Source organism: Methylocystis sp. Sn-Cys, from assembly GCF_016745395.1.
GTDB lineage: Bacteria > Pseudomonadota > Alphaproteobacteria > Rhizobiales > Beijerinckiaceae > Methylocystis > Methylocystis iwaonis.
The window spans coordinates 211,581-235,586 of sequence record NZ_JAERVJ010000004.1 but is presented as its reverse complement, the minus strand read 5'-3'; the positions used below and the strand labels follow the sequence as shown (position 1 = coordinate 235,586).

The following is a 24,006-nucleotide window of genomic DNA, read 5'->3' as shown; positions in this document are numbered from 1 at the left end:
GCCCGTCAGTTGAAGATGACTGTTGAGGGGATCAGACGCCGCGCGGCGGGGGCGCGCGAGGACAGAGGGCGCGCAGCTCTGGCGCGACGATAACGGCGTCGATCTGGTGGTCGCATGCCGGAGAAGCGGAAACGGTTTCCAGAGGCAGGATTTCGACGGGAGCGCGGCCCGCGTCGGCCTCTATGAAAGAGCTGCAATGCAGAACGCAGCAGGGACCGACATGCTGCTGCTCGATCGGCCCGGAGGAGTCCCTATTCGCCGCGTCGGCGTTTTGGCAGATTGTTCCGAACAGCAGGCCGGCGGCGCCATTGGCGGCCGCGCCAGCGGCGAAGCCGATCGACGCCGCTTGCAACAGCAAGAGTATCGCGACCGCCGCGCTCACGGCCGCGCGGGCGACGACCGCACGGGCCATGGCCGTTCGTTCGACGCTCCGATATGACCGGCCTGACGCTTTCAAGATCACTCACCCCGCGTGTCGGATCGAGACGCGCTATAGCAGCGATACAGGGTCCAGCGACCGCTTGTCGCATGCAATGCGGCAGGTTGTCGCGCTGGCGTCCAGCGAGAGCGGCGCGCTGGCTTCACCGCCGCGCCTGCCCGGGCGTGTATGCGCGACCTGCGTCGCCCGCTTCGACCGGCGCCATGCGCGGCCGCCTCGAGGAGGAAGGCTTTCAACCTCTTGGAGGCGATATCGGCTTGCTCCATGAAGGAGAGCGTATCGACGAGCTGGCCGCGATGGTCGACAAGATAGACGAGCGTCGTGTGGTCGATGGTATAGCCGCCGTCTTTGAGAGGAACCTTGCGGTGGTAGACTCGAAACGCCTGCGCCGCTCGCGCAAGTTCGTCCGTCGATCCCCTCAATCCAGTAACGCGCTCTCCAAAAGACCCGACAAAATCCGAGAGGACGTCGGGCGTGTCTCGTTCGGCGTCGAGACTGACGAAGAGAATTTCGAAATCGGACGTATCCGCCCCCGACTCTTTCACGACCGTCGTCAGCTCGAGCAGCGTCGTAGGGCAGGCTTCAGGACATTTCGTGAAGCCGAAGAATATGGCGTAGGGGCGTCCGAGCATCGAACGATCATCGACTGTTTCGCCTTTGGAGGACGTCAGACGAAACGCCGGCGCGGTCTTGCCCGGCGCCGCGATCGCGTCGCGGGGCCGCGGCGCCGCCTGCAGCATTGGAAGAACCATCAACGCCGATGCGGCGGCGCAGGCGATCCAGGGGCTCTGTGTTCGTTTCGCCGGCGTGTCTTCGGCTGCGCGCCCCGATGGCGCGGCGGACGCCGCGCAGGACGGCGTTTTGCGGACGGTTCGCACCGGCGCCTCGACGCCCGCCTCGCGCAGCGCAGCCGCCAGCCGCTCGACGATCGCTTCGCGTTCGGCCGGCAAGACATCGCGCGCGATTTCGAGTTGTCGCGCGACGCCTTCGACCTCGACGCGCCGGCAGTCGCCGGCGTCGTCGATGTGCCGAACGACTCCGATCGCCTTCACTCTGCGCCGACCGACGAGTTCATCGTCGACATAGTGCGAGACGCAGACGATGTTCCGCTCGATGGTCACCCGCTCCGTGAAGCGCCGCTTCGCAAACAGCGACGAGCAGGCCCAGGAGAGGCCGAGTATGGAAAAAACGCCGATGATCTTCGCATCCGGCCTGATGGCGAGGGTAGCGGACAGGCTCTCGAACGCGGCGTAAGCGAGCGCGAGCGCCAGAACGCGCTTGCAGGCCGTCCTTCTCATCTCACGCCGTCTTGTCGACGCTTCGGCGAGAATCTCGCTGGCGTCCGTTGCCGGATCGATCAGGACGGTCGAGCGCGGTCGAATAAGCACGAACATTCACCAATGCGTTGAAATGGGTCGAAAGCCCGCGCTCGGAACATACGGAAGAAGGCGCGACGGCAAAGCGTCGAAGCGCCTACATCGATACCGAGAACCGCGAACGGAAAAACCAGCTTGACGATAGGAATCGTGGAGCTGTTGCGTCAATCGTCGTTGCGCAAATAATCCTGCGACAGGACGTCGCGTTCAATAAATGAACAGTTTCTCTCCGCTTTGGAGTCGGCGCTTTCGCTGCAGAAAGATGCCGACGCGCCTGACAAATAGTTCACTGTTCGTGAATTGGACTGAGGCGGCCGCATATGTATCAACGCTATTCATAGCCGCGACCCGCATTTTACTGCATGCACTCTGCGAACGACCCGCGATCCCAACAAATATCGCCGGTTCCGACCGCGGCGCGGCTGGCGCGCGTTTTGGCGCCGATGTTGCCCAGCGGTCGGCCATGAACACGACGAGCTATGGCCCCACGAGACGACGCTACTCCATCGTTGCGCCTGTTGCAGGAGGCCTTCTTTGTTGCGGTCTCGGCGCGCTCGGGGCCGCCGCGGGCGCGACCGTCCCTCTCGACATCGAGATCGAGCATCCGTGGTGTGCGGCGTCTCCAAAGGGCGTCACCACGGGCGCCTGCTATATGACGGTTCGCAATCGGGGGACGGAGACGGTCAGAATCGTCGGCGTGGATATTGCCGTATCGGACCATACGGAGTTGCATGAAACGGGCGTTGCAGACGGGATCATGAAAATGCGCCCTGTCTCTGAGGGCGTGGAAATTCCCGCCGGAACGTCGATCGACTTTCAAACGCGCGGTTACCATCTCATGCTGCTCGATCTGAAATCGTCATTGAAGCTCGGGCAGACGATCGACGGCTCGCTTCGCTTCGAAAGCGGCGGCGCGATGAAGATCGAGTTTCATGTGGAGACGCGGCGGCTGTAGCAGGGCCGCTTCGCCGTGAATTCGAGAGTCCCCGCCCGTTCAGCGGCATTGCAGTATTGCTTGGATTTGAATGGTGGGCGCGACAGGGATTGAACCTGTGACCCCTACGATGTCAACGTAGTGCTCTCCCGCTGAGCTACGCGCCCCCTTCCGGGGTTCCGCCTTGGCGGCGGCTCGGGTGGCGTGTGTATAGTGGCGGACGCGGCGGCGCGCAAGCGCCTTTGTGCAGAAAAATTTCATGGTCCCGCGACAGCGCAAATTCCGCCCGGCGGCGGCTTGGCGGGAATGGTCGTTAACAATTTATTGAGGCCAGATGTCGCGCGGACGAAAGATTTATGACGCCGCGACAATTCTTATCTTGCGGGCCTCGCCCAATGTGGCATGCTTGGCCGTGCGCCCCTCGCGAGGGGAAAGTCACAAAGGAGGTTTCGCATGTCCTTACAAGGCCATATCGTCGAACTCCAACGTCGCCACGAGGCGCTCAAGAAGGAAATCGAGAGAGAGCAGCTTCACCGCAATGCCGACAAAGCCAAAATCATCGAGCTGAAACGCAAGAAGCTGCAAATCAAGGACGAACTCGCCAAATTGGCGATCAGCGAAACACGCCACTGACGCACGCTCGAACGGGGCGGAAAGCTTTTTCCGCCCTGTCCGCCCCACTCTCGGCCCATGGCGCGCCAGCGCGTCACCGCGCGCCCGACACCAGCAGCTTGTAGTTGATCGCGTCGACAATCGCTTCGAAAGAGGCGTCTATCACATTGGCCGAGACGCCCACCGTCGACCAACGATTCCCCTCCCCGTCCGCGCATTCCACCAGCACGCGCGTCACCGCGTCCGTGCCGCCCTGGAAGACGCGCACGCGGTAATCGACAAGCCGAACGTCGTCGACAAATTTCTGATAGGCGCCGAGATCCTTGCGCAGCGCGACGTCGAGCGCGTTGACCGGACCATTGCCTTCGGCCGCCGAAATGCGCGTCTCGCCATGAACATTGATCTTGACGATCGCCTCGGCGCCCTTGTCCTCGAAGCCATTGCGCGCGAAGCGCCGATCCACGGCCACGCTGTAGCGCTCGATGTCGAAATAATGCGGGGCTTCGCCGAGCACGCGCTTGGCGAGCAGGAAGAAGGAGGCGTCGGCGCCCTCATAGGCGTAGCCCTGCGATTCCTTTTCCTTCACCTCGTCGAGCAGACGCGTCAGGCGCGGATCATCCTTGTCCAGCGTCACGCCGAGGCGCGTCAGCTCGGAAATAATATTGGACCGCCCGGCCTGGTCGGAGACCAGCACGCGGCGCTGATTGCCCACCGTTTCCGGCGCCACATGCTCATAGGTGCGCGGATCGGTCAGCACGGCGGAAGCGTGAATGCCGGCCTTGGTCGCAAAGGCGCTGGCGCCCACATATGGCGCGTGGCGATTCGGCGCGCGATTGAGCAGCTCGTCGAGCGCATGGCTGATGCGCGTGAGATGCGCCAGTTTCTCGCGCGTGACGCTTATCTCGAAGCGCGCGGCGAATTCATCCTTGAGCAGCAACGTCGGGATGATGGTCGTGAGATTGGCGTTGCCACAGCGCTCGCCGAGCCCGTTGAGCGTGCCCTGAATCTGGCGCGCGCCGGCGCGCAGGGCGGCCAATGAGTTCGCCACCGCTTGCCCCGTGTCGTCGTGGCAATGCACGCCGATATGATCGCCCGGAATGACCTTGGCGACCTCCGCGACGATGCGCTCGACCTCATGCGGCAGCGTGCCGCCATTGGTGTCGCACAGCACCACCCAGCGCGCGCCGGCCTCGTAAGCCGCTACGGCGCAGGCGAGCGCATAGTGCGGATTATCCTTGAAGCCGTCGAAGAAATGCTCGCAATCGACCGCCGCTTCCTTCTCCCGCGCGACAGCCGCTTTTACGGATTGCGTAATCGCGGCGAGATTGTCCTCTTCCGTGGAACGTAAGGCGACCTTGACCTGATAGTCCCAGCTTTTGGCGACGAAGGTCACCGCATCCGCCGAGCTGCCCAAGAGCGCCGCGACGCCGGGATCATTCTCCACCGAACGGCCTTGCCGGCGCGTCATGCCGAAGGCGCAAAAACGCGCCCGCAGCTTCGGCCGCTGCGCGAAGAATTCCGTGTCGAGCGGATTGGCGCCCGGATAACCGCCTTCGACATAGTCGATCCCGAGATCGTCGAGCATGGCGGCGATCTGCCGCTTGTCGTCGAGCGAGAAATCGACCCCCGTCGTCTGCGCGCCGTCGCGCAGCGTGGTGTCGTAAAGCGTCACGCGTTCCCTGGTCATCAATGCGTTCCCCCAGCGGCCGGCGGGGCCGCCAGTTGCTTGGTCATGGTGGTGTTGCCGAGCCATTCGCCGGCGATCGTCACAGTATTGCGGCTCTGCGCGACATAGCCGCGCGCAGCGAAGAAATCGCGCGCCGTGTCGGAGGCTTCGACGGTGAGCGTCTTGGTTCCGCGCGCGCCGGCGAGCTTCTCGATTGCGTCTGCAAGCGCGGCGCCCACGCCCTGCCCCGCATAGTCCGGGCGCACATACAGCATGTCGAAGAGTTTGTTGTCTTTAAGAGAAGCGAAGCCCGCGATCTCGCCGTCGGCCAGCGCGACAATGGTGAGGGCGCCGGCGAGTCGGGCAGCGAAAGCGGCTTCGTCATCCGCCGCCGAGGCCCAGGCCTCGCGCTGGTCCGCGTCGTAATCCTCGGCCGCGAGCGCCTCAATGCTCGCGCGAAAAAGCGCGGCGAGCGCCGCCGCGTCGCTCGCAAGATATGGCCGAAGACCGGGCTGCGCCATTACACGACCTCGAAGCTGCGCAAGATCTGCCAGGCGGCGAAGGCGGCGCCGGCGAGAACGAGAATTTTGAAGAGGAGGTAAACCGCCCAATGGCGCTTGAACGGCAGCGTGTTTTTCCAGTCTTTGTTGGACATGGCGTTGCTCCTGTTGCCTCGCGCGGGACGGCGCATTGTAGCCCGGCCGTGGATCACGCTACGCGCCAGACATTGCGTTGGCGTTTCGGTGGGAGGGGCGCCCTCGGACCCCACCCGGCCCGCTGCGCGGGCCACCCTCCCCGTAAAGGGGAGGGATGGGATTTCGGCGGCAGCGCCGCTCATGCCGCCCGACGCTTCAGAAAGAGCGCAAATCGTAGGGCTCCAATCCCTCCCCCTCGCGGGGAGGGTGGCGCGCGAAGCGCGCCGGGTGGGGGGGAGGATCACGACGCCTCCGGCATAGGCTCACGCGCCCGCGCGAGAATCGTCTCGACGACCCCATGCAGATTGGAATCCACCTCCGGATTCCAAAATCGCAGCGTGCGAAAGCCCTGCGAGGCAAAATGCGCGTCACGCCTTGTATCGTTACGCAACCCCACGTCCTCGCCATGCTGAGAGCCGTCCACTTCGATGATCATCTTGTATTTGAAGCAGACGAAGTCGAGCACATAGCCGTCGAGCGGCGCCTGACGGCGGAAGTGGAAGCCCTCGGGCCGCAGCTTGCGTAGCTGCACCCAGAGCTTCACCTCCTGCGGCGTCATGGTCTTGCGCAGAGCGCGGGCGCGGGCGACGGACATGGTTCAGCCAACCCGGCCGTCGGGGTCGGGCCCCACCCGTCGCGCTTCGCGCGCCACCCTCCCCGTAAAGGGGAGGGATGGGACTGCATCGGCGCCGCCAATAGCGACGCTGGCTTGCGACTGCATCAGCGCTTCAGAAGGAACCCAAGACTCGGGGCTCCAATCCCTCCCCCTTGCGGGGAGGGTGGCGCGCGAAGCGGGCCGGGTGGGGGGGAGTCCGCTCACCGCTTCACCTCCCAACTCGTCGTACCGTCCTTATTGTCCTTGAGCGCAATGCCCATCGCCGCGAGCTCGTCGCGGATGCGATCGGACTCGGCCCAGTTCTTAGCGGCGCGGGCGGCGAGGCGGGCGGAGATGAGGGTTTCAATATTCTCCCGAACGTCCCCGCCTACCGCCTGCTTTCGCGCAAACCAATCAACCTTTGTGTGTGTCAAGAGTCCCAACAATCGCGCAGAGGCGAGCGCAATACCCTTGGATTCATCGTAGTAAAAATCAGCCGTCTTTCCGGCCGTCGCCTCGAAAGCTTGCAAAGCGTAGTCAGTAATTAACTCATGAAGAACTGTCACAGCTTGATGCGTATTTAGATCATCGCAAAGATCTGAGACGAACGCCTCGTCAGGCGCTTCAACCTGCTCAAAGGCTGAGTCCGGAAGGGCTGAATACCATCGATCCAGCGTCTTCTCCGCCTCCTCCAGCGCCTTCACCGTCCAATCGATCGGCTGCCGGTAATGCGTCCGCAACATCGCAAGCCGCAGCACTTCGCCCGGCCACTTCCGCCCGCCGAACTTCTCCGTATGCAGCAACTCATGGATCGTCACGAAATTCCCCAGGCTCTTGGACATCTTCTCGCCCTCGACCTGCAGGAATCCATTATGCATCCAGTAATTCGCCATCACGTCACGCCCAAAAGCGCAGCATGACTGCGCAATCTCATTCTCGTGATGCGGGAAGACGAGATCGATGCCGCCGCCGTGGATGTCGAAGGTCTCGCCGAGATGTTTCCAGGACATCGCCGAGCACTCGATATGCCAGCCCGGGCGCCCCCTGCCCCATGGCGACTCCCAGCCCGGCTCGCCCTCTTTCGAGGGCTTCCACAGCACGAAATCCATGTCGCCACGCTTATAGGGCGCAACATCGACGCGCGCGCCGGCGAGCATTTCATCGAGCGAACGGCGTGACAGACGCCCATAGGCCGGCATCGACGGCACGTCGAACAGCACATGGCCGTCGGCCGCATAGGCGTGGCCGGCCTCGATCAGCCGCTCGATAATCGCGATCATCTGCGCGATATGTTCCGTCGCGCGCGGTTGCACGTCGGGCTCGAGGCAGCCCAACGCCCGCACGTCTTCCTGAAAGACCTTGTTGGTCTCTTCGGTCAGCTCGCGGATCGTTATCCCGCGCTGAGCGGCGCGCGCGTTGATCTTGTCGTCGACGTCGGTGATGTTGCGGACGTATTTGACATGGCTCTCGCCGTAAAGATGCCGCAGCAGGCGGTAGAGCACGTCGAAGACGATCAGCGGCCTTGCATTGCCGATATGGGCGTAATCATAGACCGTCGGCCCGCAGACATACATGCGCACATTGTTGCGATCGATGGGCTCGAAAGCCTCCTTCGTTCGCGTCAGCGTAGTGTAGATTTTGAGCGCGGGCGTCGACATGAAAACCTCTGTCGCCAGCTTGAGCCGGCGCGTTTCATGTCAGTTCGAGGACGTGACGGCTCCGGCCAGCCTGGGTTGCTAGCTGATAATGGTCCGGCCACAAATTCGGCAGGAGAGCGGCATGGGAAGCGTCATGGCGGCGACCATGCGCCCGAAACCGCCGCCGCGTCAAGCGCGCTTTCGCAGCGCGTCACGCCGCTCCGGGCTCGCGCAAAACCCCTGCCGCGCTCCCGCTGCATTTGCGGCAGGATCGTGGCGCCTTAACGCATGATTAACCGCGTTCCGATAGTTTTAACCATACGCCGCCCGATGTCTTTGGCGGCCATGGAGCGGGCGCCGGCATGTTCAAACTCTCGTCGAAATACGAAAAGTCTTTTCTGCCGCGCCTCGTCGCGGGGCTTCTCGTCTCGGCGGCTTATTTCTCCAGCGCCCAGGCGGCTCCGGCCTCCTATATTGTCGTCGATGACGACGGCTATGGCGTGCTGGATTGCCTCACCCAGAAATCCGAGTGCGGAAAAATCGTGGCCGACGCCTGGTGTGAATCTCACGGCCACGGTCCGGCGAAGGCCTTTGGCCGCGCCGAGGACATCACCGCCTCCATCGGAGCCGACGCGCCGCGCGAGCCGGTCAAGCCGGGCGCGGCGGTGGTCTCCTGCTCGGAATAAACCCTATCTCACCCAATTCGCGCATTTGGCGGGCTCGCCCCCGCCCCAGGGCTGGATCGCCACGGTCGACGTCGAATTCTCCGGCGAGCCCTCGACCAGCTTGTCCGAATAAACCATGTAGACGAGCATGTTGCGCCGCGTGTCGCAGCCGCGCGCAATGTGCATCTGCTTGAAGAAGAGCGACCGTCGCTCGCTGATGGCGAGATCGCCTTGCGTGAATTTCTCGTTCTCCTTGCCGGCGCGCAGCTTGATCGGCCCGAATTGGCTGCAGGCGAGCGAAACCTCCGAGGTCTGCTCAGCCACGCCGAACATGCCGGCGACGCCGCCCTTTTCATGCGCCGTAAAAGCGCAGGCGACGCCGTCGATGAGCGGATCGTCGACAACATAGGTCGCGAGCTTGTCATTGGGCGTCAGCAGCTTGAAGTCGGTCGACTTGCGGAAGATCAGGTCCGGCCCTTCCTGCGCGCAGGCGGCGCTCGCGCCGAGCGCGGCTGCGAAAGCAATCGAGAATATCGCGCCAAAACGGTTCGTCTTCATAAGCCGGTCTCCAATGCCGTCGCGCCGGATATGGGCGAGGACTTGGCGCATGGGAAGTGCCGGAGGCTGCGCCCGTGCAAAAAAATGGCGCGGCGCGGGCCTCGTAATCGCCTTGCTGCCGACATGATGCAGGAGAGAATCCAAGGCGATCGGATGTCGGACGCACGCATCCTGAAAGAGCCGCCACAGGCGGCGGCGCGAAGGACGAAAGATCCTTCGACCAACGGGGGAACGCCCCGTAAGATTGATCGGCGGCGCGAAAAAGCGGATATGCTCGAGCCGCCCGCGATTCTTGAGCTTGGGCGTTTGACGACCATAGTCGCGCCGGGCCGGCAGCCGGAGCACGAGATGAGGCCGACCTTGGGGCCGACGAATACCCGCATCCTTCTTGCATTGGCGCTCGGCGCCCTCCTCTTCCTTCCTGGCGGGAGCGCACGGGCCGAAAACGCCTATTGCACGGATCTACGCGGCCAGATCGCCAAGGCGGGCGCCGAGGGCATGGCCGCGCGCTACCGCGCCGCCGCCGCCAAGCAGAGGGTTGAATATGGCCGCCTAGCCGCCAAAGGCCGGGCCATGGGCTGCGACCGCGAGCAGTTCCTGTTCTTCGGCAACCCGCCGCCGCCGCAATGCGCGCCGATCAGCGCGCGGCTCAGCTCCTTGCAGGGCAGCATCGCCGCTTATGAGCAGGGCGCCGCCGACGACAGCCAAAGACAGGCGCTCATGGCGCGCTATGAAGTCGATTGCCGCAATCAGCGCGCGTCGGCGCGCGAGCCCGAGCCCAAGAGCTTCTTCGAGGAGCTTTTCGGGGTCCGGCAGCCAGAGTCGGCGCCCGGTTATCGAGAGGCCCCCGACGATCCAGGCTATCAGACGCTCGACCCAGACTACGATGGAGATGGTCAATTCGTCGATGGACGCCCGCAGGGTGGCCCCATGGCGATCTGCGTGCGGACGTGCGACGGCGGCTTTTTCCCGATCACCTATTCGGCCAGAAGCGGGCAGCTCGACGATCTCAACACGCTCTGCAAGGCCATGTGTCCGGGAACGGAGGCCAAGCTCTACACGCAATCGCAATCGAAGGGGCTCGAATCGGCGATTTCGATCGACGGCGAGGCCTATGGCGATCTCCCGAACGCGCACAAGTACGAGAAGAGCTACGACGCCTCCTGCGGCTGCAAGCCTAAAGGTCAAAGCTGGACTGAAGCGCTGGCCGAGGCCGAACGCATCCTCGCCGAGCGCAACAAGAAAGACCAGATGGTCACGGCCGAACAGGCGGAGCAATTGTCGCGCCCGATTCTGCCCGGCGATCCGCGCGCGAAGAAGCCGGCGCTTTCCCTACCGCCCACGCCCGCCGCGGCCAACGCCGGCCTGCGCGGCGCTGAGGGAAGCGTGACGACCGGCGGGCCGGAGGTTTTCCGCGACGTGGTCGGTCCCGATGGCGTGAAGCGCCGGGTCCGCGTGGTGGCGCCGACATTGTAGCAAGCCCCTTGGACCGCGAGCCTTCAGGCTCGCTCAGATTGTTGACAAACCTCCGAGGCGGCCTCGCCCTTCGAGACGCGATCTTCGCTCGCTCCTCAGGGTGAGGCCTAAGTGTTTGATGAGGTTTCAGAAGCTCCTCATGCTGAGGAGCCTGCGTAGCAGGCGTCTCGAAGCACGAGGGGCGTCATCGCCACTTTGTCAGCACCCTGCGCGAGCCTTCAGGCGAGCCTGAAGGCTCGCGTTCCGGCGCCCCTATGCGCCGCGCCTGACAGGCTGCCTAAGAATCGTCTTCAACTTCGCGGGCTCGGTCTTGCGTGGATCGCTCAGATAAATCTCGTGATGCCTGCCAGCGAAGACATACCCCCGCGACGGCATTTCCTCGTGATGAAGCCGCGCGAGCGTCGGTCCTTCGTCGTCATAGGCGCCGATGTGCAATATTTGGAGCGACGGACCTTCGTCGTAGATTTCCATACGCAGGCTGTCAGGGGGCGCGCCGAGCTTCTTTTTTGACTTTTCAACGGCTGCGAGAAACATGGCGTCGTCCAGGAAATCGGGCGCTCGGATCATCATCGTCCAGCGCCAGCGGTCCTTGCGACGCGCAACGAAATCAGCCGGATCATCCGCCTCCCACAAGCCTTCGAGCGGCAGCACGACATAGTCTTTGCCGAGCGACGCCTTCGCGGAGAATTTCATCGCGTAGCTCACAGAGAAGAGCCATTCGACCGCCTGCTTGTAGGCCGGCGCGGTATTGGGATCGCCGGCGCCGTCGACCATCACGAAACGCATCGCTGGAACGTCGACGAGCGCGAAGCGATTTGTCGGGGCGCGATAAAGCGCTGGAGAAGCTTTTTTAAAATCGATCTTTGTCATGACTACAGGCCAATAAAATGAATGTAAGCGCCGTCATTGCGAGCGAAGCGAAGCAATCCAGGGCCGTGACGCGGCTCTGGATTGCTTCGTCGCTTTGCTCCTCGCAATGACGGCGGTGGCTACCCGCTCTGCGCCGCCATATGCGATTTCACCGTCTCGATGAGCTGCTTGATCGAGAATGGCTTGGGCAGGAAACCGAAATCGCCTTCGGGCAAATTCTTCGCAAAGGCCTCCTCGGCGTAGCCCGACACGAAAATCACCTTGGCGGTGACGCCGCGCTTGCGCAATTCGGCGAACATGGCCGGCCCGTCCATCTCGGGCATGACCACGTCCGAGACGATGAGGTCGATCTTGCCGCCGACCTCCTCGACAACCTCCAGCGCTTCGAGGCCGGTGGAAGCCTCCAGCACCGTGAAACCGCGCGACTTGAGCGAGCGCGCGCCGATGGAGCGCACCGCGTCCTCGTCCTCGACGAGGAGGATGACGCCCTGCCCCGTATAATCGGCCGCGGCTTTCGGCGCCTCGGCCTCCGGCTTCGGCGCTTCCTTTTCTTCGGGGATGAAGCGCGGCATGAAGATGCGGAAAACAGTGCCCTTGCCCACTTCGCTCTGCGCGAAGATGAAGCCGCCCGACTGCTTGACGATGCCGAAGACGGTCGAGAGCCCGAGGCCCGTGCCCTTGCCGACCTCCTTGGTGGTGAAGAAGGGCTCGAAAATCTTCTCCATCACCTCGGGCGGAATGCCGCTGCCCGAGTCCTCGACCTCGACCAGCACATAATCCGCTGGAACGAGATGAATCTCGTTGAAGCCGGCGCATTCGTCCTTGGTGACGTTGCGCGTGCGGATCTGCACGCGGCCGCCTGTGTCCGCCATGGCGTCGCGGGCGTTGACGACGAGATTGATGATGACCTGCTCGAATTGCGTGAGGTCGGCCTTCACGAACCACAGATCGCGCCCTTGCCGCAGATCGAGCTCGTTCTTCTCGCCGACGATCCGGCGCAGCAGATTTTGCAGCTCGGACAGAGCGTCGCCGAGCTGAAGGACTTGCGGCCGCAGCGTCTGCCGGCGCGAGAAGGCGAGTAGCTGGCGGGTCAGGCCGGCGGCGCGATTCGCGGTCTCCTTGATCTGGCGGATATCGCGGAAAGCCGGATCAGTCGGCCGGTGGTTCGAGAGCAGGAGATCGGAATAGCCGATAATCGCCGTCAACATATTGTTGAAGTCATGGGCGATGCCGCCGGCGAGCTGGCCGACGGCGTTCATCTTCTGCGACTGGGCGAATTCCTCCTGCAGCTTGCGCTGCTCGGTGGTGTCGAGCGCATAGAGGGTTGCGCCCTTCTGGCCGGAATCTTCCGCTGCAGACGCGAAGAAGCGGGCCGAGCGCGGTCCCGCCCCTTCCTCAAAGGACACATTGACCGGCTTGACGTCGCTCTTGCCTTCGACCGCCTCCTCGATCGCCTTGCGCAAAGCCTGCGCATCGCTCTCGGAGAGGCCGGCGAGCAGCGACCAGCCTTCCTTGCCGTGAAGCGCCGCCTTGGGGAGGAGCTTGGCGAAGGCGGCATTCGAATCGAGCACGCGGCCCTGCGCGTCGAGCGTCGCGATGGCCATGGGCGTTGAATTGAAGAAGCGCGCAAAACGCACCTCGGCGGCGCGCAGCCCTTCCTCCGGCTTTTCGCCGGCCGTGCGGTTGAGGACGAGCGTTCGCGAGGCGCCGGCGACGCCGTCCTGGCCGAAAGCCACCTGGTGGAGGAGCCGCACCGGCAAGGAGCGACCGTTCCGGCACCGCAGATCGAGATCGATCTGCTCGGTGCGGACCTCTCCCGGCGAGCCGGAGACGGCGGCCAGCAATGCCGCGCCATTGTTGGCGACGATGGCGGCGAGACTTGCGCCCCCCGAGCCCACCTGGGTGAGATCGTAGCCGAGCCAGCCCGCGAGCGTCTTATTCATATAAGAGACGCCGCCGTCGGGCGTGGACGAGAAAAAGCCTGCCGGCGCGTGGTCGAGAAAGTCGATGGCGTGCTGCAGCTCCTGGAACACGCCCTCCTGCCGCTGCCGCTCGCTCGTGACGTCGGCGACGCCCCACAGCGTCGCGCGCTGGCCGCCCTCCGGCAAGGGCCGCACCTTGATGCGATACCAGCCGACCGCGCCGGCGCCGGTCAGCGGCGGCGACAAGCGCAGATCCTCGACATGCGCTCTTCCCGAGCGCGCAGCCTGCGCCAGCCGATAGATTGCTTCGGAGACTTCCGGCGGGCCCGAAAAGAGCCGTTCGACGGCTTGCAGGCCGGAGGGGTCGCGCGCGCCGCAGAGCTCCATGTAAGCTTCATTGGCGTAGACGATCTGCATATCGCCCTTGGTGACGACCAGGCCTTCGGTCGTCGTGTCGGCGATGAGCTTTGTGACGTCGTTGCGTGGAACGCGGGACGAAAACTGTATGAGCCCGACGGCATAGGCGAAAAGCGAAAACACGCCGGCGACGCCGAAGAGCGCGAGGGCCAGCATGACGAGCCGCGGCGCCATGGCGGTCGGCGCCAGAAAATAGCCGACCGAAACCGTCAGAATCGCGATGGCGAACGTCAGCACGAGCCCGGCGCTTCCCGGTCGCTCGCTTCGATCAAATGCAGACGACGCTGCCCTCTCGCTCATCCCCTACGCCCCGCCCATCGCGCCCGCGAAGCCTGCTCGCGGACGATTCGGTCTGCATGCCAGAATATGGTTAATGAGCCGCGCATCGAAACGACGCCGGCAAAATTGCTAAGTTTGAGAACTCTTTCAGATTCGTGTGCAAGAATGGCCGCGCACGCGCAAGATAGCAACCGCGCGCCGGGCAATTTCGGTTTCCGCCCCATAAGCGTTAACCATTGATTAACCTTTTGGGCCCGCTTGCCAGAAAAGCTGATAATTTGGCAAGGTTCAGCGCGTTCGAAGAGAGACCTGCGGTTCATGCAAGACAGATTCTCACAACTGCTACCGGTTCTCGGAGCAATCGTGGCGTTCCTCATCGCCGCGCTTCTGGTTCTTTATATCTTCCGTCTACTGTTTGGGCGAAAGATTCGCTCGGATGCAGCGAAAAAAGGACCGCGTCGCCTCGATGTTGTCGACGTCTTCGACCTCGATCGTGAGCGTCAGCTCGTCATCGTCCGTCGCGACAACATCGAACATTTGCTGCTGATCGGCGGGCCGAACGACCTCCTGGTCGAGGGATCGTTCGCACGCGCCGAAGCGCCCGTTCGTGCGCCTGCCGAGGCGCGCGGCGCGGCGCCGGCGACCGCCTGGCCGCCCGGCCCTCCGGCCGAGCCCGCGCCCGGGCCCGTTCCCAAACCTGCCGTTCCGGGGCCGCTCAATCTGCCGCCGGACCTGTTCGCGCCCGCCCCCTCGAAGCCCACAGCGCCGGAGCCCGCTCCCGCGCCGCCGCCCGCCGGACCGACGGCCGCCCCGCCGCCGCCCCGTCCTGCTGCGCCGCCGCCGGCGCCGCCGCCACGCCCAGGCGCCCCGTCGCGACCTGCGACGCCGCCCTTCCTGGCGCGCACCCAGCGGCTGATCCAGCCGAAAACCGAGGCTCCGCCACCCGCCCCGAAACCCGCCGCGCCGCCGGCGCCTCCGCAGCCCCCTGCTGCGCCGGCTCCAGTCGCCGAGCCGCCAGCCGCCCCGCCGGCGCCGGCCCAGGCCCGGCCTCCGGCTCCTCCGCCAGCGCCGCCGCCGGGCCCGGCGCGACCATCGGCGCCCCCGCCAGCCCCGCCGGCGCCCGCAGAGGTCGATCCGCTGGAGTCGCTGGAAGCCGAAATGGCCCGCCTGCTCGGCCGGCCCGAGAAGGAATAAAAAAGAAGGGCGTCGCCAAACCGGCGACGCCCTTTCTAATTGTTGGTGATTCGCTCGATTGGTTCAGTGTCATTCCCGACGCTCGCGCAGCGAGTGATCGGGAATCCAGAGCCGCCACCGCCGTTTTGGCTCTGGATTCCCGGTGGGGCTTTTCAGCCCGCCGGGAATGACAGCCCCAATGCGAGCTGTTCAAACGGCAATTGGGGTATCAGTCGTCGCGATAGACCTTCTCGCGTCTCTCGTGGCGCTCCTGCGCCTCGATGGAGAGCGTCGCGATCGGCCGCGCATCGAGCCGCTTCAAGGAGATCGGATCGCCCGTCTCCTCGCAATAGCCATATGTGCCGTCGTCGAGACGCCCGAGCGCCGCGTCGATTTTGGCGATCAGCTTTCTCTGCCGGTCGCGGGCGCGCAGCTCGATCGCGCGATCGGTCTCGGATGAGGCGCGATCGGCGAGGTCGGGATGGTTTTCATTCTCGTTTTGAAGCGCCGCCAATGTCTCGCGGCTTTCCTGGAGAATGTCTTCTTTCCACGCCAGCAGCTTGCGACGAAAATATTCGCGCTGCCGATCGCACATGAAAGGCTCGTCGTCGGAAGGTTTATAGGCTTCGTCCAGCTCCACCGACATGGCCGAGAATCCCCTCGTTGGACCATTGGCGCGCCTATATAGACGCGGCGCGTGACACTTACAATCTCACTTATATTCATGCGTCGCCGGATTGCCGCGAGACGCGCCGCGGCGACGATGAGAAGTTATTCCATCGCCTTGCGGAGATTTTCGTCCACCTTGTCGAGGAATCCCGTCGTCGACAGCCAGCTTTGATGATGGCCGACGAGGAGCGCCAGATCCTTCGTCATGAAGCCGGCTTCGACCGTCTTCACGCAAACGTCCTCGAGCGTTTGCGAAAAGCGCGCAAGCTCCTCATTGCCGTCGAGCTTGGCGCGATGAGCGAGGCCGCGCGTCCAGGCGAAAATCGAGGCGATCGAATTTGTCGAGGTCTCGTGGCCCTTCTGGTGCTCGCGATAATGGCGCGTCACCGTACCATGAGCGGCTTCGGCCTCGACCGTCTTGCCGTCGGGCGACATCAGCACGCTGGTCATGAGGCCGAGCGAGCCGAAACCCTGCGCGACAATGTCGGATTGCACGTCGCCATCGTAGTTCTTGCAGGCCCAAATATAGCCGCCCGCCCATTTGAGCGCCGAAGCCACCATGTCGTCGATCAGACGATGCTCGTACCAAAGCCCCAGCGTCTCGAATTGCGACTTGAACTCGCTCTCATAGACGTCCTGGAAAATGTCCTTGAAGCGGCCGTCATAGGCCTTGAGGATCGTGTTCTTGGTCGAGAGATAGACCGGGAATTTGCGCTGGAGGCCGTAGTTGAAGGTCGCGCGGGCGAATTCGAGGATCGACTCGTCGAGATTGTACATCGACAAGGCGACGCCGGCGCCCGGGTATTTGAAGACTTCCTTCTCGATGACCTGCCCGTCCTCGCCCTCGAATTTGATGGTGAGACGGCCCTTGCCCGGCACTTTGAAATCCGTGGCGCGATATTGATCGCCGAAGGCATGGCGACCGACGACGATCGGCTGCGTCCAATGCGGCACGAGGCGCGGCACGTTGTTGCAGATGATGGGCTCGCGGAAAATGACGCCGCCGAGGATATTGCGGATCGTGCCGTTCGGCGATTTCCACATTTCCTTCAGGCCGAATTCCTTCACGCGCGCTTCGTCGGGCGTGATTGTCGCGCATTTCACGCCGACGCCATGCTGCTTGATGGCGTTGGCGGCGTCGATCGTGATCTGATCGTTGGTGGCGTCGCGACTTTGGATCGAGAGATCGTAATAGAGAAGGTCGATGTCGAGATAGGGCCGGATCAGCTTGTCCTTGATAAAGGCCCAAATAATGCGAGTCATTTCGTCGCCGTCGAGCTCGACGACAGGATTGGCCACCTTGATCTTCTGCATGTTTGATCGATCCTCAAGCTGCGCGCGCCTTATATCCCCGGCTCGACGCCAGGGAAAGCGGCGCCTGGGATGTGTGGATTTTCAGGAATAGGCTGTAAACTATGGCCGAAAGAGACGCGCCGAGGCGCCTCCTGCCTCCAATACCTTGAAAATCCTTCTCTTTTCGCCGACTTTGCACGACATCCGACAAGCATCAACTGCGCCACACGCCTATTCTGTAAAGGAAAGCTCAACGTCTCCCTTTCACTTTGCCCGTAGTTTTTATGCGGCGGAGTTGGAAGGCGTGAAAAACAAAGGTTTCCCTTGGACGAGCGCCGGATTTCAGGCGGACGAGCGCGGCTCGATCGCCATTCTCTTCGCCCTGTCTCTGATTCCCCTCGTCATGATCGTTGGCGCGACGATCGACTACACCCGCGCCGCGACGATGCGGACGCGCTTTACCCGGCTCGCGGATACGGCCGCGCTCGCAGCCGTGAGGGCGGCGGCGCTCCAGGAAGCCGATTGCCTCGCAAAAAGCTCCACGACCGGCCCTTGCACGCCGGACAACATCAAGAAGCTCGGCGAGGGCGCCGGCCTCAACTTCCTTGCCGCGGATACGGCCTTCGCGCGCTCCAGTCAGTCCAGCAGCGTCGCGCTGACCAATAATGACGGCTCCTGGTCGGCGACAGTGACCTATTCGGCGCAATCGCCCGCCGCCATGACCGGGCTCATCGGCTTCTCGTCGATCCCTGTGGGCCGAACCGTCACCTCGAATATTTCGCTGGGAAGCCAGATCTATCTCAACATTCGCCTTCTGCTCGACCGCTCGATGTCGATGGGCATCGGCGCCACTGCGGACGACATTTCCCGAATGGAGGACCTGACAGGCTGCGCTTTCGGCTGTCACACAAATGGCTCGTCTTCGACCTATTACGACAAGCCCAAGGCGCAGGGCATTCGCTTCCGCATAGACGAATTGCGGGACGCGACCACGGCTCTGATCGCCACGGCCAAGACGGTGACCGCGTCCAACGCCCGCACCCATATCCAGATGGCCGCTCACGCCTTCAACCATCAGGTCACAACGCTCGTCGATTTGACGACGGACCTCAACAAAGTCGCCTCGGCCGTCAAGGCGCTCGATTTGCCGACGACCGACGACGGCACGCAGACAAGCGACGCCATCAAATGGATCAACACCAAAGTTTCCGGAAATGGGAACGGACAAAAGGCGACAACGCCCCAGGAGATTATCTTCATCGTGACCGATGGCGTGGACGACGGCATTTATACGGGTTGGCAGGGAATGTCCGCGCCATATGGAAAGCCGCTCTCCTGGTGGCCAAAATACATGACCAAGGCGAACACCGGCGCCTTTCCGCGCGGCGCTTGCACTGCGCTGAAACAGAAGAACGCCATCGTCGCCGTGGTCTATACGACCTATGTGCCTTTCGTCGGCACCGAGCAATATGACAAGCTCATCGGCCCCTTCGCGAGCGATATTGCGCCCAATCTCCAGGAATGCGCGACGCCCGACTATTTCTTCACGGCGTCCACTCCCGGCGACATCCAGAAGGGCATGCAGCAGCTCTTCAACAAGGCGCTGGCGGCGTCCAAGCTGCGGCTGACGCATTAGCGGAAGCGACCTGGTTTGCGGAAAAGCCGCGGCCCCCTTCCCCCGCGCGCCGCTTCAGCCTAATTAGCGATCTCTCTGCAAGAGGAAGCTAAAAGTTGGTCGGAGCGGGAACGGATCACACCAAGCAGGCGCTCACGGGCGGGCCAGCCATCATATTGGTGCGCCCGCAGCTTGCCGTGAATATTGGCATGTGCGCCCGCGCCATGGCCAATTTCGGCCTCTCGGATCTGCGCCTGGTGTCGCCCCGCGAGGGCTGGCCGCGCACCGGCGCCTATCGCAAGGGCGCCTACGCCGCCGCCGCCGGCGCCACCCATCTGCTCGAAAGCGCCAAGCTCTACGATTCGACGCGCGAGGCGATCGCCGACCTCAATTTCGTCTATGCCGCCACCGCGCGCGGGCGCGGGCAGATGAAGCCAGTGCTCCCGCCCGCCAAGGCGCTCGCCGACACAGCCGCGCGCGTCGCGGGCGGAGAGAAACATGGCGTGCTCTTCGGCCCCGAGCGCACCGGCCTCGACAATGACGATGTGGCGCTTGCCGACGCCATACTGACCTTCCCGGTCAATCCCGCCTATGCCTCGCTCAATCTCGCGCAATCGGTGCTGCTGGTCGGCTACGAATGGTTCCGCGCCGCCCATGGCGACGCTTTGCCCTATGAGCAGGAGGAGCGCTCGCCGCCGGCGACGCGCGAGATGACCCTGGCCTTTTTCGACTTCCTCGAAGAGGAGCTCGACAAGCGCGGCTTCTTCCGGCCCCTGGACAAGAAGCCGGTGATGTCGCGAAATCTGCGCAATATGTTCCACCGCATGGGGCTCACGCAGCAGGACGTGCGCACGCTTTGGGGCTTGGTGGTGCGGCTAGTCGAAGGCCCGCGGCGCGACCCCAAGAAGGTGTGGCGGCGCAAAAAGCTCGAAGAGACAGAGGGGGAAAAGACCTGATCCGCCCCCGGCCCCGCCTCGCCGTCATTGCGAGCGAAGCGAAGCAATCCAAGTCCATCGCGTGGCTCTGGATTGCTTCGTCGCTTTGCTCCTCGCAATGACGGCGAGGCGGCCCCGATCTGGGCTGTTCAACCGAAAATGGTATCAGTGAAACGAGGGCTTCGGCCCTCGCGACGGCGCGGTCGGCGCCACGGCGAGCGGGCTCGCCTGATGATGCAGGAGCCGCCATTTTCCCTCGACCGCCCGGAACCAGTTGGTCGCCAGCAATAATCCGCCCCCGACTTCCTCGATGCAGAACACCCTGCCGTCGACGCCCTCGATCAAGACCTTCTCATCGCGCGCGGCCACGGCGTCCTGTGTGGGATTCTTGAAAATATCGCGATAGGAGGCGATGACCGGCGTCCGGCCGATCAGGGCCGGCCAGCCGGGGTGCACGCAGCTCACCCCCTCCTCCGCCCAGATCGCCTCCATGGCGGGAAGGTCGCGGGCGGCAAAGGCGCGGTAATAGGCGGCGTTCGCGGCGAGAAGGGCGTCTTCGTCCATGCTTGCAGAGTGGTGGATTTATGGACCGGACGCAATATGCTTGGCCAAAGCGCGAGCGACGCAGGACCCAGGGAGGCCTATGGACGCTTTGAGCCTGTTCGGCCTTTTCGCGGTGAGCGCCATGCTGCTCACTTACGCGCTGGAAGAGCGCAGTCACTGGTTCGTGCTGGGCTTTTCCGCCTCCTGCGCGCTCGGCTCGATTTATGGCTTTCTGCAGGGCGCCTGGCCGTTCGGCCTCGTCGAGGGCGTGTGGTCGGTCGTCGCCCTCGATCGCTGGCGCGCCCGGCGCGAGGACTCCCAGCCAGAGGACTGAAACCCCACGTAAAAGCCGACCGTATCGCGCCAAGCCCGAACTGTGCTAAAGCCCACGCCAAAGCCCCGGCCTTGAACCGGGCGCAGGAGGCCCTCAATGTTCATCCAGACCGAAGCCACCCCCAACCCCGCCACGCTGAAGTTCCTCCCCGGCCAGAATGTCCTCGGCCAGGGCGCGATGGAGTTTCGCTCGCGCGAGGCCGCCGCCAACGCCCCGCTGGCCCAGGCGCTGCTCGCCATCGACGGCGTCGAGGCGGTGATGTACGGCGGCGACTTCGTCTCCGTCACAAAGAACGAGACCGACTGGGCGCATCTCAAGCCCGCGATCCTCGGCACGATCATGGAGCATTTCGCTTCCGGCGCGCCGCTCTTCACCGACGGCGGCTCGACTGTGGCCGACCATGGCGGCGAGTTCTACGACCCGGCCGACGCCGAGACGGTGGCGACTATCAAGGAGCTGATCGAGACCCGCGTGCGCCCGGCGGTGGCCGGTGATGGCGGCGACATCGTCTTCCGCGGCTTTCGAGACGGCGTCGTCTATCTCGGCATGAAAGGCGCCTGCTCAGGCTGCCCCTCCTCGACCGCGACGCTGCGAAACGGCATCGAAAATCTGCTGCGCCATTTCGTGCCGCAGGTGAAGGCGGTGGAGCCGGCTTAAGGCTTCTTTTTCGAGCGTGCGTATTCCTCGGGGATCTCATCTCCAGCGCGAGGCGGTTCTCCCGTATCGCGCGACATGAGTCTATCGAATGCGGCCCAATCCGCCCGGCCTTTGCGGTCCGCGAAGTATCGCGCGGTCCGCAAGGCCGAAACCTTTTCGGCCACTGCTGTGGAAACGAACTGATTGAGGCTCGCCCCGTCTTCGGCTGCGAGCCTCTCGGCCTCCGCCTTCAAAGAAGCGGGAAGCCGGAGCGCATAGGCGGACACTTTTGTCTTCATGGCCTTAGCCTCACAAGCCATTCACCCGGCGTCAATACGCCGACGCAGAACCGATCAAACGCGGGCGAGAAGTCCTTCTTATTGAATGTCGCGATCCCTGCGGCGCGACCGTTGACGGCGGCCTCGAGAACCAGCTCGTCGCCTGGATCCCGTAACTGCGGCCGCCATAAGAACCAGATTTCGACGGGCTCGACCAACTCGACGACTGCGTTCAAAAACTGGCGGACCTCCCGTGTGGAGAGCTGCGCCGCCTTTCGGTGCTCGCTCCGCTGACAGACAGATTCATATTCGACGACCAGCGCAACGGACGCCAGCAACCGAATCTCTCCCGCCCGCGCCAGGCGGAGCAGCTCCGCCGAGGCGCCGCGAGGGCTTCTCAGCGCAGCGACCACGACATTGGTGTCGAGCACAAGACGCATGGCGTCCAACTATCATATCACATATGATGTCGTCTCCAGCTTGGCGAGCCGCCGCCTCTCAAAATCTGTGATATTGGAGCTTCGCCCTTTGTTGATCGAGCGCCCCAAAGGGTCATATGCTCCCCGCATGCGAATCCTTGCGATCGACACCGCCCTGCCCGCCGTTTCGGCCTGCGTGCTCGACCACGACGCGGAGCAGCCCCTCGCTTCCGAGACCATCGCCATGGAGCGCGGTCATGCGGAGGCGATCATGCCGCTCATCGAGCGGGTCATGAGCAAGGTTGACGGCGGCTTCTCGACCATCGACCGCGTCGCCGTCGCCGTGGGGCCCGGCTCCTTCACCGGCATTCGGATCGGCCTTGCCGCCGGACAGGCGATTGCGCTCGCCTGCAAGGCCGAGGTGGTCGGCGTCTCGACGCTGGCGGCGCTGGCGGCCCCGCTGATTCTGGACGCCGCCGACAGCGTGGTCGCGGCGGCGATCGACGCGCGTCACGGCAAGGTCTTTGTCGCCGCCTTCGGCCCGGACGGCCGCCCCTTGCTGACGCCGCGCCGCGCCGGCGCGCATGAGGCGCTTCGGGCGCTGGGCGACGGGCCCCTGCTTCTGATCGGCTCCGGAGCGGAGCTTCTCGCCAAGGAAGCCCGCTCGTGCGGCATGGCGGTGAAGATCGTGAGCGAACAGGCCGCGCCCGACATCGAATTCGTCGCTCGGCTGGGCCTCGCCGCCAAGCCGGAGACGGCGCCCGCCAAGCCGCTCTACCTCAAGGAGCCGGACGTAACGATCGCCGGCAAGCCGCCGGAGGCCGCGCCGGCGCCCGAGGCTCCACCTGCGCCGGCCGAGGCCGACGCCGCGCCGCCCACCGCTCTCGCCGAGACCGCGCCCGAAAGCAGCGCACAAACAATCACTCCCTCCGAAAAGCTCGCCTCCGCGCCCGCGCAGGCCTAGAATCCACCCATGAGCCTGATCGCTTCTTTTTTCGCCAAGCCGACCTTTGTCGTTCGGCCCATCGGCGCCGAACGCGCGGAAGAATGCGAGGCCCTCCACGGCGCCTCTTTCGCCTTCGGCTGGTCCAAGATCGACTTCGAGAGCTATCTCACCGACCCCAATATCATCGCCGACGGCGCCGTGACCGAGGGCCTCAGAAGCAGGCTCGGCGGCTTCATCCTGTCGCGCCTGCTGCCGCCGGACGCCGAAGTGCTGACCTTCGCCGTCGACCCGGCGCGGCGCGGCGTCGGGCTCGGCCGCATGATTCTGGATCGGCATCTTGAAAATCTGGAGCGCGGCGGGGCCCGGCTGGTGTTTCTCGAGGTCGCCGACGACAACGAGGCGGCGCTGAAACTCTATTATCGCTTTGGCTTCAAAGAGATCGGCCGCCGGCAGAACTATTACCAGCGCGCCGACGGGACGAAACGCGCGGCGGTGAATTTGAGACTGGAGATGTGAGAGGGCGCCGGGGGTGAGCTTATCCCTCCCCTTTACGGGGAGGCTGGCCCCGCGAAAGCGGGGTCGGGTGGGGTAAAGCCCCAACGCTGTCGTAGCGGCGCGGACCCCACCCGGCGGCCTTCGGCCGCCGACCTCCCCGTAAAGGGGAGGTATGGGGGCTAATAACGCCAGATGGCTCACCTTGATTGCCCGACGTAGTCTAACTCAACCAAGCCGGCTAGGCTCGACCCCCATGCGTATTGTCGACATCCAAGAGGCCAAAAAACAGCTTTCGCGCCTTGTCGCGGAAGCCGCGAAAGGAGAGCCCTTCGTCATCGCCAAGGCCGGAAAGCCGATGGTCAAAGTGACCGCGCTCGGCGCGCCCGAGAAGAAAAAGGATCGGCGGCTTGGTTTTCTCGCCGGGAGAATTTCAGTCCCCGACGACTTCGATACTATGGGCGCCTCGGAGATCGAGGGCATGTTTGCAGGCGAAGAGTGAGACGTCGCCTCTCGAGCCGGACCAAATAAT

Annotated in this window: 27 protein-coding genes and 1 tRNA gene; 12 read left to right on the top strand and 16 right to left on the bottom strand. The window is 63.8% G+C overall.

Annotation, left to right across the window (positions count from 1 at the left end; genetic code table 11):
- Positions 1–31: 31 nt before the first annotated feature.
- Together JJT62_RS10535 and JJT62_RS10530 are read right to left on the bottom strand one after the other, a co-directional pair.
- A complete protein-coding gene (locus JJT62_RS10535; protein WP_202072709.1) occupies positions 32–412 on the bottom strand; it encodes a hypothetical protein in 381 nt (126 codons plus the stop codon).
- A gap of 47 nt (positions 413–459) precedes the next feature.
- Positions 460–1,833 (bottom strand): SCO family protein, encoded by a 1,374-nt coding sequence (locus tag JJT62_RS10530; protein ID WP_202072708.1) that lies wholly within the window; start codon positions 1,831–1,833, stop codon positions 460–462.
- A 445-nt stretch (positions 1,834–2,278) separates the two neighbouring features.
- Here JJT62_RS10530 and JJT62_RS10525 point away from each other — a divergent pair, with 445 nt between their 5' ends.
- Positions 2,279–2,770, top strand: a complete 492-nt coding sequence (locus JJT62_RS10525) for a copper chaperone PCu(A)C (protein ID WP_202072707.1) — start codon at positions 2,279–2,281, stop codon at positions 2,768–2,770.
- Positions 2,771–2,841: 71 nt separating this feature from the next.
- Here the strand turns inward: JJT62_RS10525 and JJT62_RS10520 are convergent.
- A tRNA-Val gene (locus JJT62_RS10520) sits at positions 2,842–2,916 on the bottom strand.
- A gap of 286 nt (positions 2,917–3,202) precedes the next feature.
- On the opposite strand from JJT62_RS10520, the gene JJT62_RS10515 reads away from it, so the two are divergent.
- Positions 3,203–3,382 (top strand): YdcH family protein, encoded by a 180-nt coding sequence (locus JJT62_RS10515; protein ID WP_202072706.1) that lies wholly within the window; start codon positions 3,203–3,205, stop codon positions 3,380–3,382.
- A gap of 73 nt (positions 3,383–3,455) precedes the next feature.
- On the opposite strand, the gene cimA is transcribed toward JJT62_RS10515, so the two are convergent.
- The 5 genes from cimA to cysS form a co-directional block, all read right to left on the bottom strand.
- Positions 3,456–5,048, bottom strand: a complete 1,593-nt coding sequence (gene cimA, locus JJT62_RS10510; RefSeq protein ID WP_202072705.1) for a citramalate synthase — start codon at positions 5,046–5,048, stop codon at positions 3,456–3,458.
- Positions 5,048–5,548, bottom strand: a complete 501-nt coding sequence (locus JJT62_RS10505) for a GNAT family N-acetyltransferase (RefSeq protein WP_202072704.1) — start codon at positions 5,546–5,548, stop codon at positions 5,048–5,050. Before JJT62_RS10505 ends, cimA begins: the two co-directional genes overlap by 1 nt.
- Entirely contained in the window at positions 5,548–5,682 is a 135-nt protein-coding gene (locus tag JJT62_RS19375; protein WP_255537244.1) for a hypothetical protein, read from the bottom strand. The genes JJT62_RS10505 and JJT62_RS19375 overlap by 1 nt, the downstream gene beginning before the upstream one ends.
- A gap of 281 nt (positions 5,683–5,963) precedes the next feature.
- Entirely contained in the window at positions 5,964–6,317 is a 354-nt protein-coding gene (locus tag JJT62_RS10500) for an endonuclease domain-containing protein (protein WP_202072703.1), read from the bottom strand.
- A 221-nt stretch (positions 6,318–6,538) separates the two neighbouring features.
- Positions 6,539–7,975 carry a cysteine--tRNA ligase gene (gene cysS / locus JJT62_RS10495; RefSeq protein ID WP_202072702.1) on the bottom strand — a complete coding sequence of 479 codons (1,437 nt, stop codon included), beginning with the start codon at positions 7,973–7,975 and terminating at the stop codon, positions 6,539–6,541.
- Positions 7,976–8,316: 341 nt separating this feature from the next.
- Between cysS and JJT62_RS10490 the strand changes: the two genes are divergently transcribed.
- Positions 8,317–8,640 (top strand): hypothetical protein, encoded by a 324-nt coding sequence (locus tag JJT62_RS10490; protein WP_202072701.1) that lies wholly within the window; start codon positions 8,317–8,319, stop codon positions 8,638–8,640.
- 3 nt (positions 8,641–8,643) lie between these two features.
- Here JJT62_RS10490 and JJT62_RS10485 read toward each other — a convergent pair whose 3' ends face one another.
- The gene (locus JJT62_RS10485) at positions 8,644–9,177 is read right to left on the bottom strand and encodes a CreA family protein (protein WP_202072700.1); all 534 of its coding nucleotides are present in this window, start codon (positions 9,175–9,177) and stop codon (positions 8,644–8,646) included.
- 348 nt (positions 9,178–9,525) lie between these two features.
- Between JJT62_RS10485 and JJT62_RS10480 the strand changes: the two genes are divergently transcribed.
- A complete protein-coding gene (locus tag JJT62_RS10480) occupies positions 9,526–10,653 on the top strand; it encodes a DUF2865 domain-containing protein (RefSeq protein ID WP_202072699.1) in 1,128 nt (375 codons plus the stop codon).
- Positions 10,654–10,905: 252 nt separating this feature from the next.
- Here JJT62_RS10480 and JJT62_RS10475 read toward each other — a convergent pair whose 3' ends face one another.
- Both JJT62_RS10475 and cckA read right to left on the bottom strand, forming a co-directional pair.
- Entirely contained in the window at positions 10,906–11,523 is a 618-nt protein-coding gene (locus tag JJT62_RS10475; RefSeq protein ID WP_202072698.1) for a GyrI-like domain-containing protein, read from the bottom strand.
- 119 nt (positions 11,524–11,642) lie between these two features.
- Positions 11,643–14,162, bottom strand: a complete 2,520-nt coding sequence (gene cckA, locus JJT62_RS10470) for a cell cycle histidine kinase CckA (protein WP_202072697.1) — start codon at positions 14,160–14,162, stop codon at positions 11,643–11,645.
- A gap of 297 nt (positions 14,163–14,459) precedes the next feature.
- On the opposite strand from cckA, the gene JJT62_RS10465 reads away from it, so the two are divergent.
- Positions 14,460–15,335 (top strand): hypothetical protein, encoded by an 876-nt coding sequence (locus JJT62_RS10465; RefSeq protein WP_202072696.1) that lies wholly within the window; start codon positions 14,460–14,462, stop codon positions 15,333–15,335.
- 208 nt (positions 15,336–15,543) lie between these two features.
- Here JJT62_RS10465 and dksA read toward each other — a convergent pair whose 3' ends face one another.
- Together dksA and JJT62_RS10455 are read right to left on the bottom strand one after the other, a co-directional pair.
- A complete protein-coding gene (dksA, locus tag JJT62_RS10460) occupies positions 15,544–15,960 on the bottom strand; it encodes an RNA polymerase-binding protein DksA (RefSeq protein ID WP_202072695.1) in 417 nt (138 codons plus the stop codon).
- Between the two features lie 125 nt (positions 15,961–16,085).
- On the bottom strand, positions 16,086–17,297 hold the full coding sequence (locus JJT62_RS10455; protein ID WP_202072694.1) for an NADP-dependent isocitrate dehydrogenase: 1,212 nt from the start codon (positions 17,295–17,297) through the stop codon (positions 16,086–16,088).
- Between the two features lie 283 nt (positions 17,298–17,580).
- On the opposite strand from JJT62_RS10455, the gene JJT62_RS10450 reads away from it, so the two are divergent.
- Positions 17,581–18,912, top strand: a complete 1,332-nt coding sequence (locus JJT62_RS10450; protein WP_202072693.1) for a pilus assembly protein TadG-related protein — start codon at positions 17,581–17,583, stop codon at positions 18,910–18,912.
- Between the two features lie 95 nt (positions 18,913–19,007).
- Entirely contained in the window at positions 19,008–19,847 is an 840-nt protein-coding gene (locus tag JJT62_RS10445; RefSeq protein WP_202072692.1) for an RNA methyltransferase, read from the top strand.
- Between the two features lie 144 nt (positions 19,848–19,991).
- Here JJT62_RS10445 and JJT62_RS10440 read toward each other — a convergent pair whose 3' ends face one another.
- Positions 19,992–20,390, bottom strand: coding sequence for a nuclear transport factor 2 family protein (locus JJT62_RS10440; protein WP_202072691.1), 399 nt, complete (start codon positions 20,388–20,390; stop codon positions 19,992–19,994).
- A gap of 79 nt (positions 20,391–20,469) precedes the next feature.
- Here JJT62_RS10440 and JJT62_RS10435 point away from each other — a divergent pair, with 79 nt between their 5' ends.
- Positions 20,470–20,703 (top strand): hypothetical protein, encoded by a 234-nt coding sequence (locus JJT62_RS10435; RefSeq protein WP_202072690.1) that lies wholly within the window; start codon positions 20,470–20,472, stop codon positions 20,701–20,703.
- A 96-nt stretch (positions 20,704–20,799) separates the two neighbouring features.
- Positions 20,800–21,360, top strand: a complete 561-nt coding sequence (locus JJT62_RS10430) for a NifU family protein (RefSeq protein ID WP_202072689.1) — start codon at positions 20,800–20,802, stop codon at positions 21,358–21,360.
- Here JJT62_RS10430 and JJT62_RS10425 read toward each other — a convergent pair.
- Both JJT62_RS10425 and JJT62_RS10420 read right to left on the bottom strand, forming a co-directional pair.
- Positions 21,357–21,638: a YlcI/YnfO family protein gene (locus tag JJT62_RS10425; protein ID WP_202072688.1), complete on the bottom strand. Its 282-nt coding sequence runs from the start codon at positions 21,636–21,638 to the stop codon at positions 21,357–21,359. The two genes, JJT62_RS10430 and JJT62_RS10425, sit on opposite strands and share 4 nt — an antisense overlap.
- Complete coding sequence (locus JJT62_RS10420; protein WP_202072687.1) at positions 21,635–22,057, bottom strand: putative toxin-antitoxin system toxin component, PIN family; 423 nt, start codon at positions 22,055–22,057, stop codon at positions 21,635–21,637. The genes JJT62_RS10425 and JJT62_RS10420 overlap by 4 nt, the downstream gene beginning before the upstream one ends.
- A 127-nt stretch (positions 22,058–22,184) precedes the next feature.
- On the opposite strand from JJT62_RS10420, the gene tsaB reads away from it, so the two are divergent.
- The 3 genes from tsaB (at position 22,185) to JJT62_RS10405 (ending at position 23,976) form a co-directional block, all read left to right on the top strand.
- Positions 22,185–23,000 (top strand): tRNA (adenosine(37)-N6)-threonylcarbamoyltransferase complex dimerization subunit type 1 TsaB, encoded by an 816-nt coding sequence (gene tsaB, locus JJT62_RS10415; protein ID WP_246744820.1) that lies wholly within the window; start codon positions 22,185–22,187, stop codon positions 22,998–23,000.
- A 9-nt stretch (positions 23,001–23,009) separates the two neighbouring features.
- A complete protein-coding gene (locus tag JJT62_RS10410) occupies positions 23,010–23,498 on the top strand; it encodes a GNAT family N-acetyltransferase (RefSeq protein WP_202072686.1) in 489 nt (162 codons plus the stop codon).
- A 232-nt stretch (positions 23,499–23,730) separates the two neighbouring features.
- Complete coding sequence (locus tag JJT62_RS10405) at positions 23,731–23,976, top strand: type II toxin-antitoxin system Phd/YefM family antitoxin (protein WP_202072685.1); 246 nt, start codon at positions 23,731–23,733, stop codon at positions 23,974–23,976.
- The last annotated feature ends 30 nt before the right edge of the window (positions 23,977–24,006 follow it).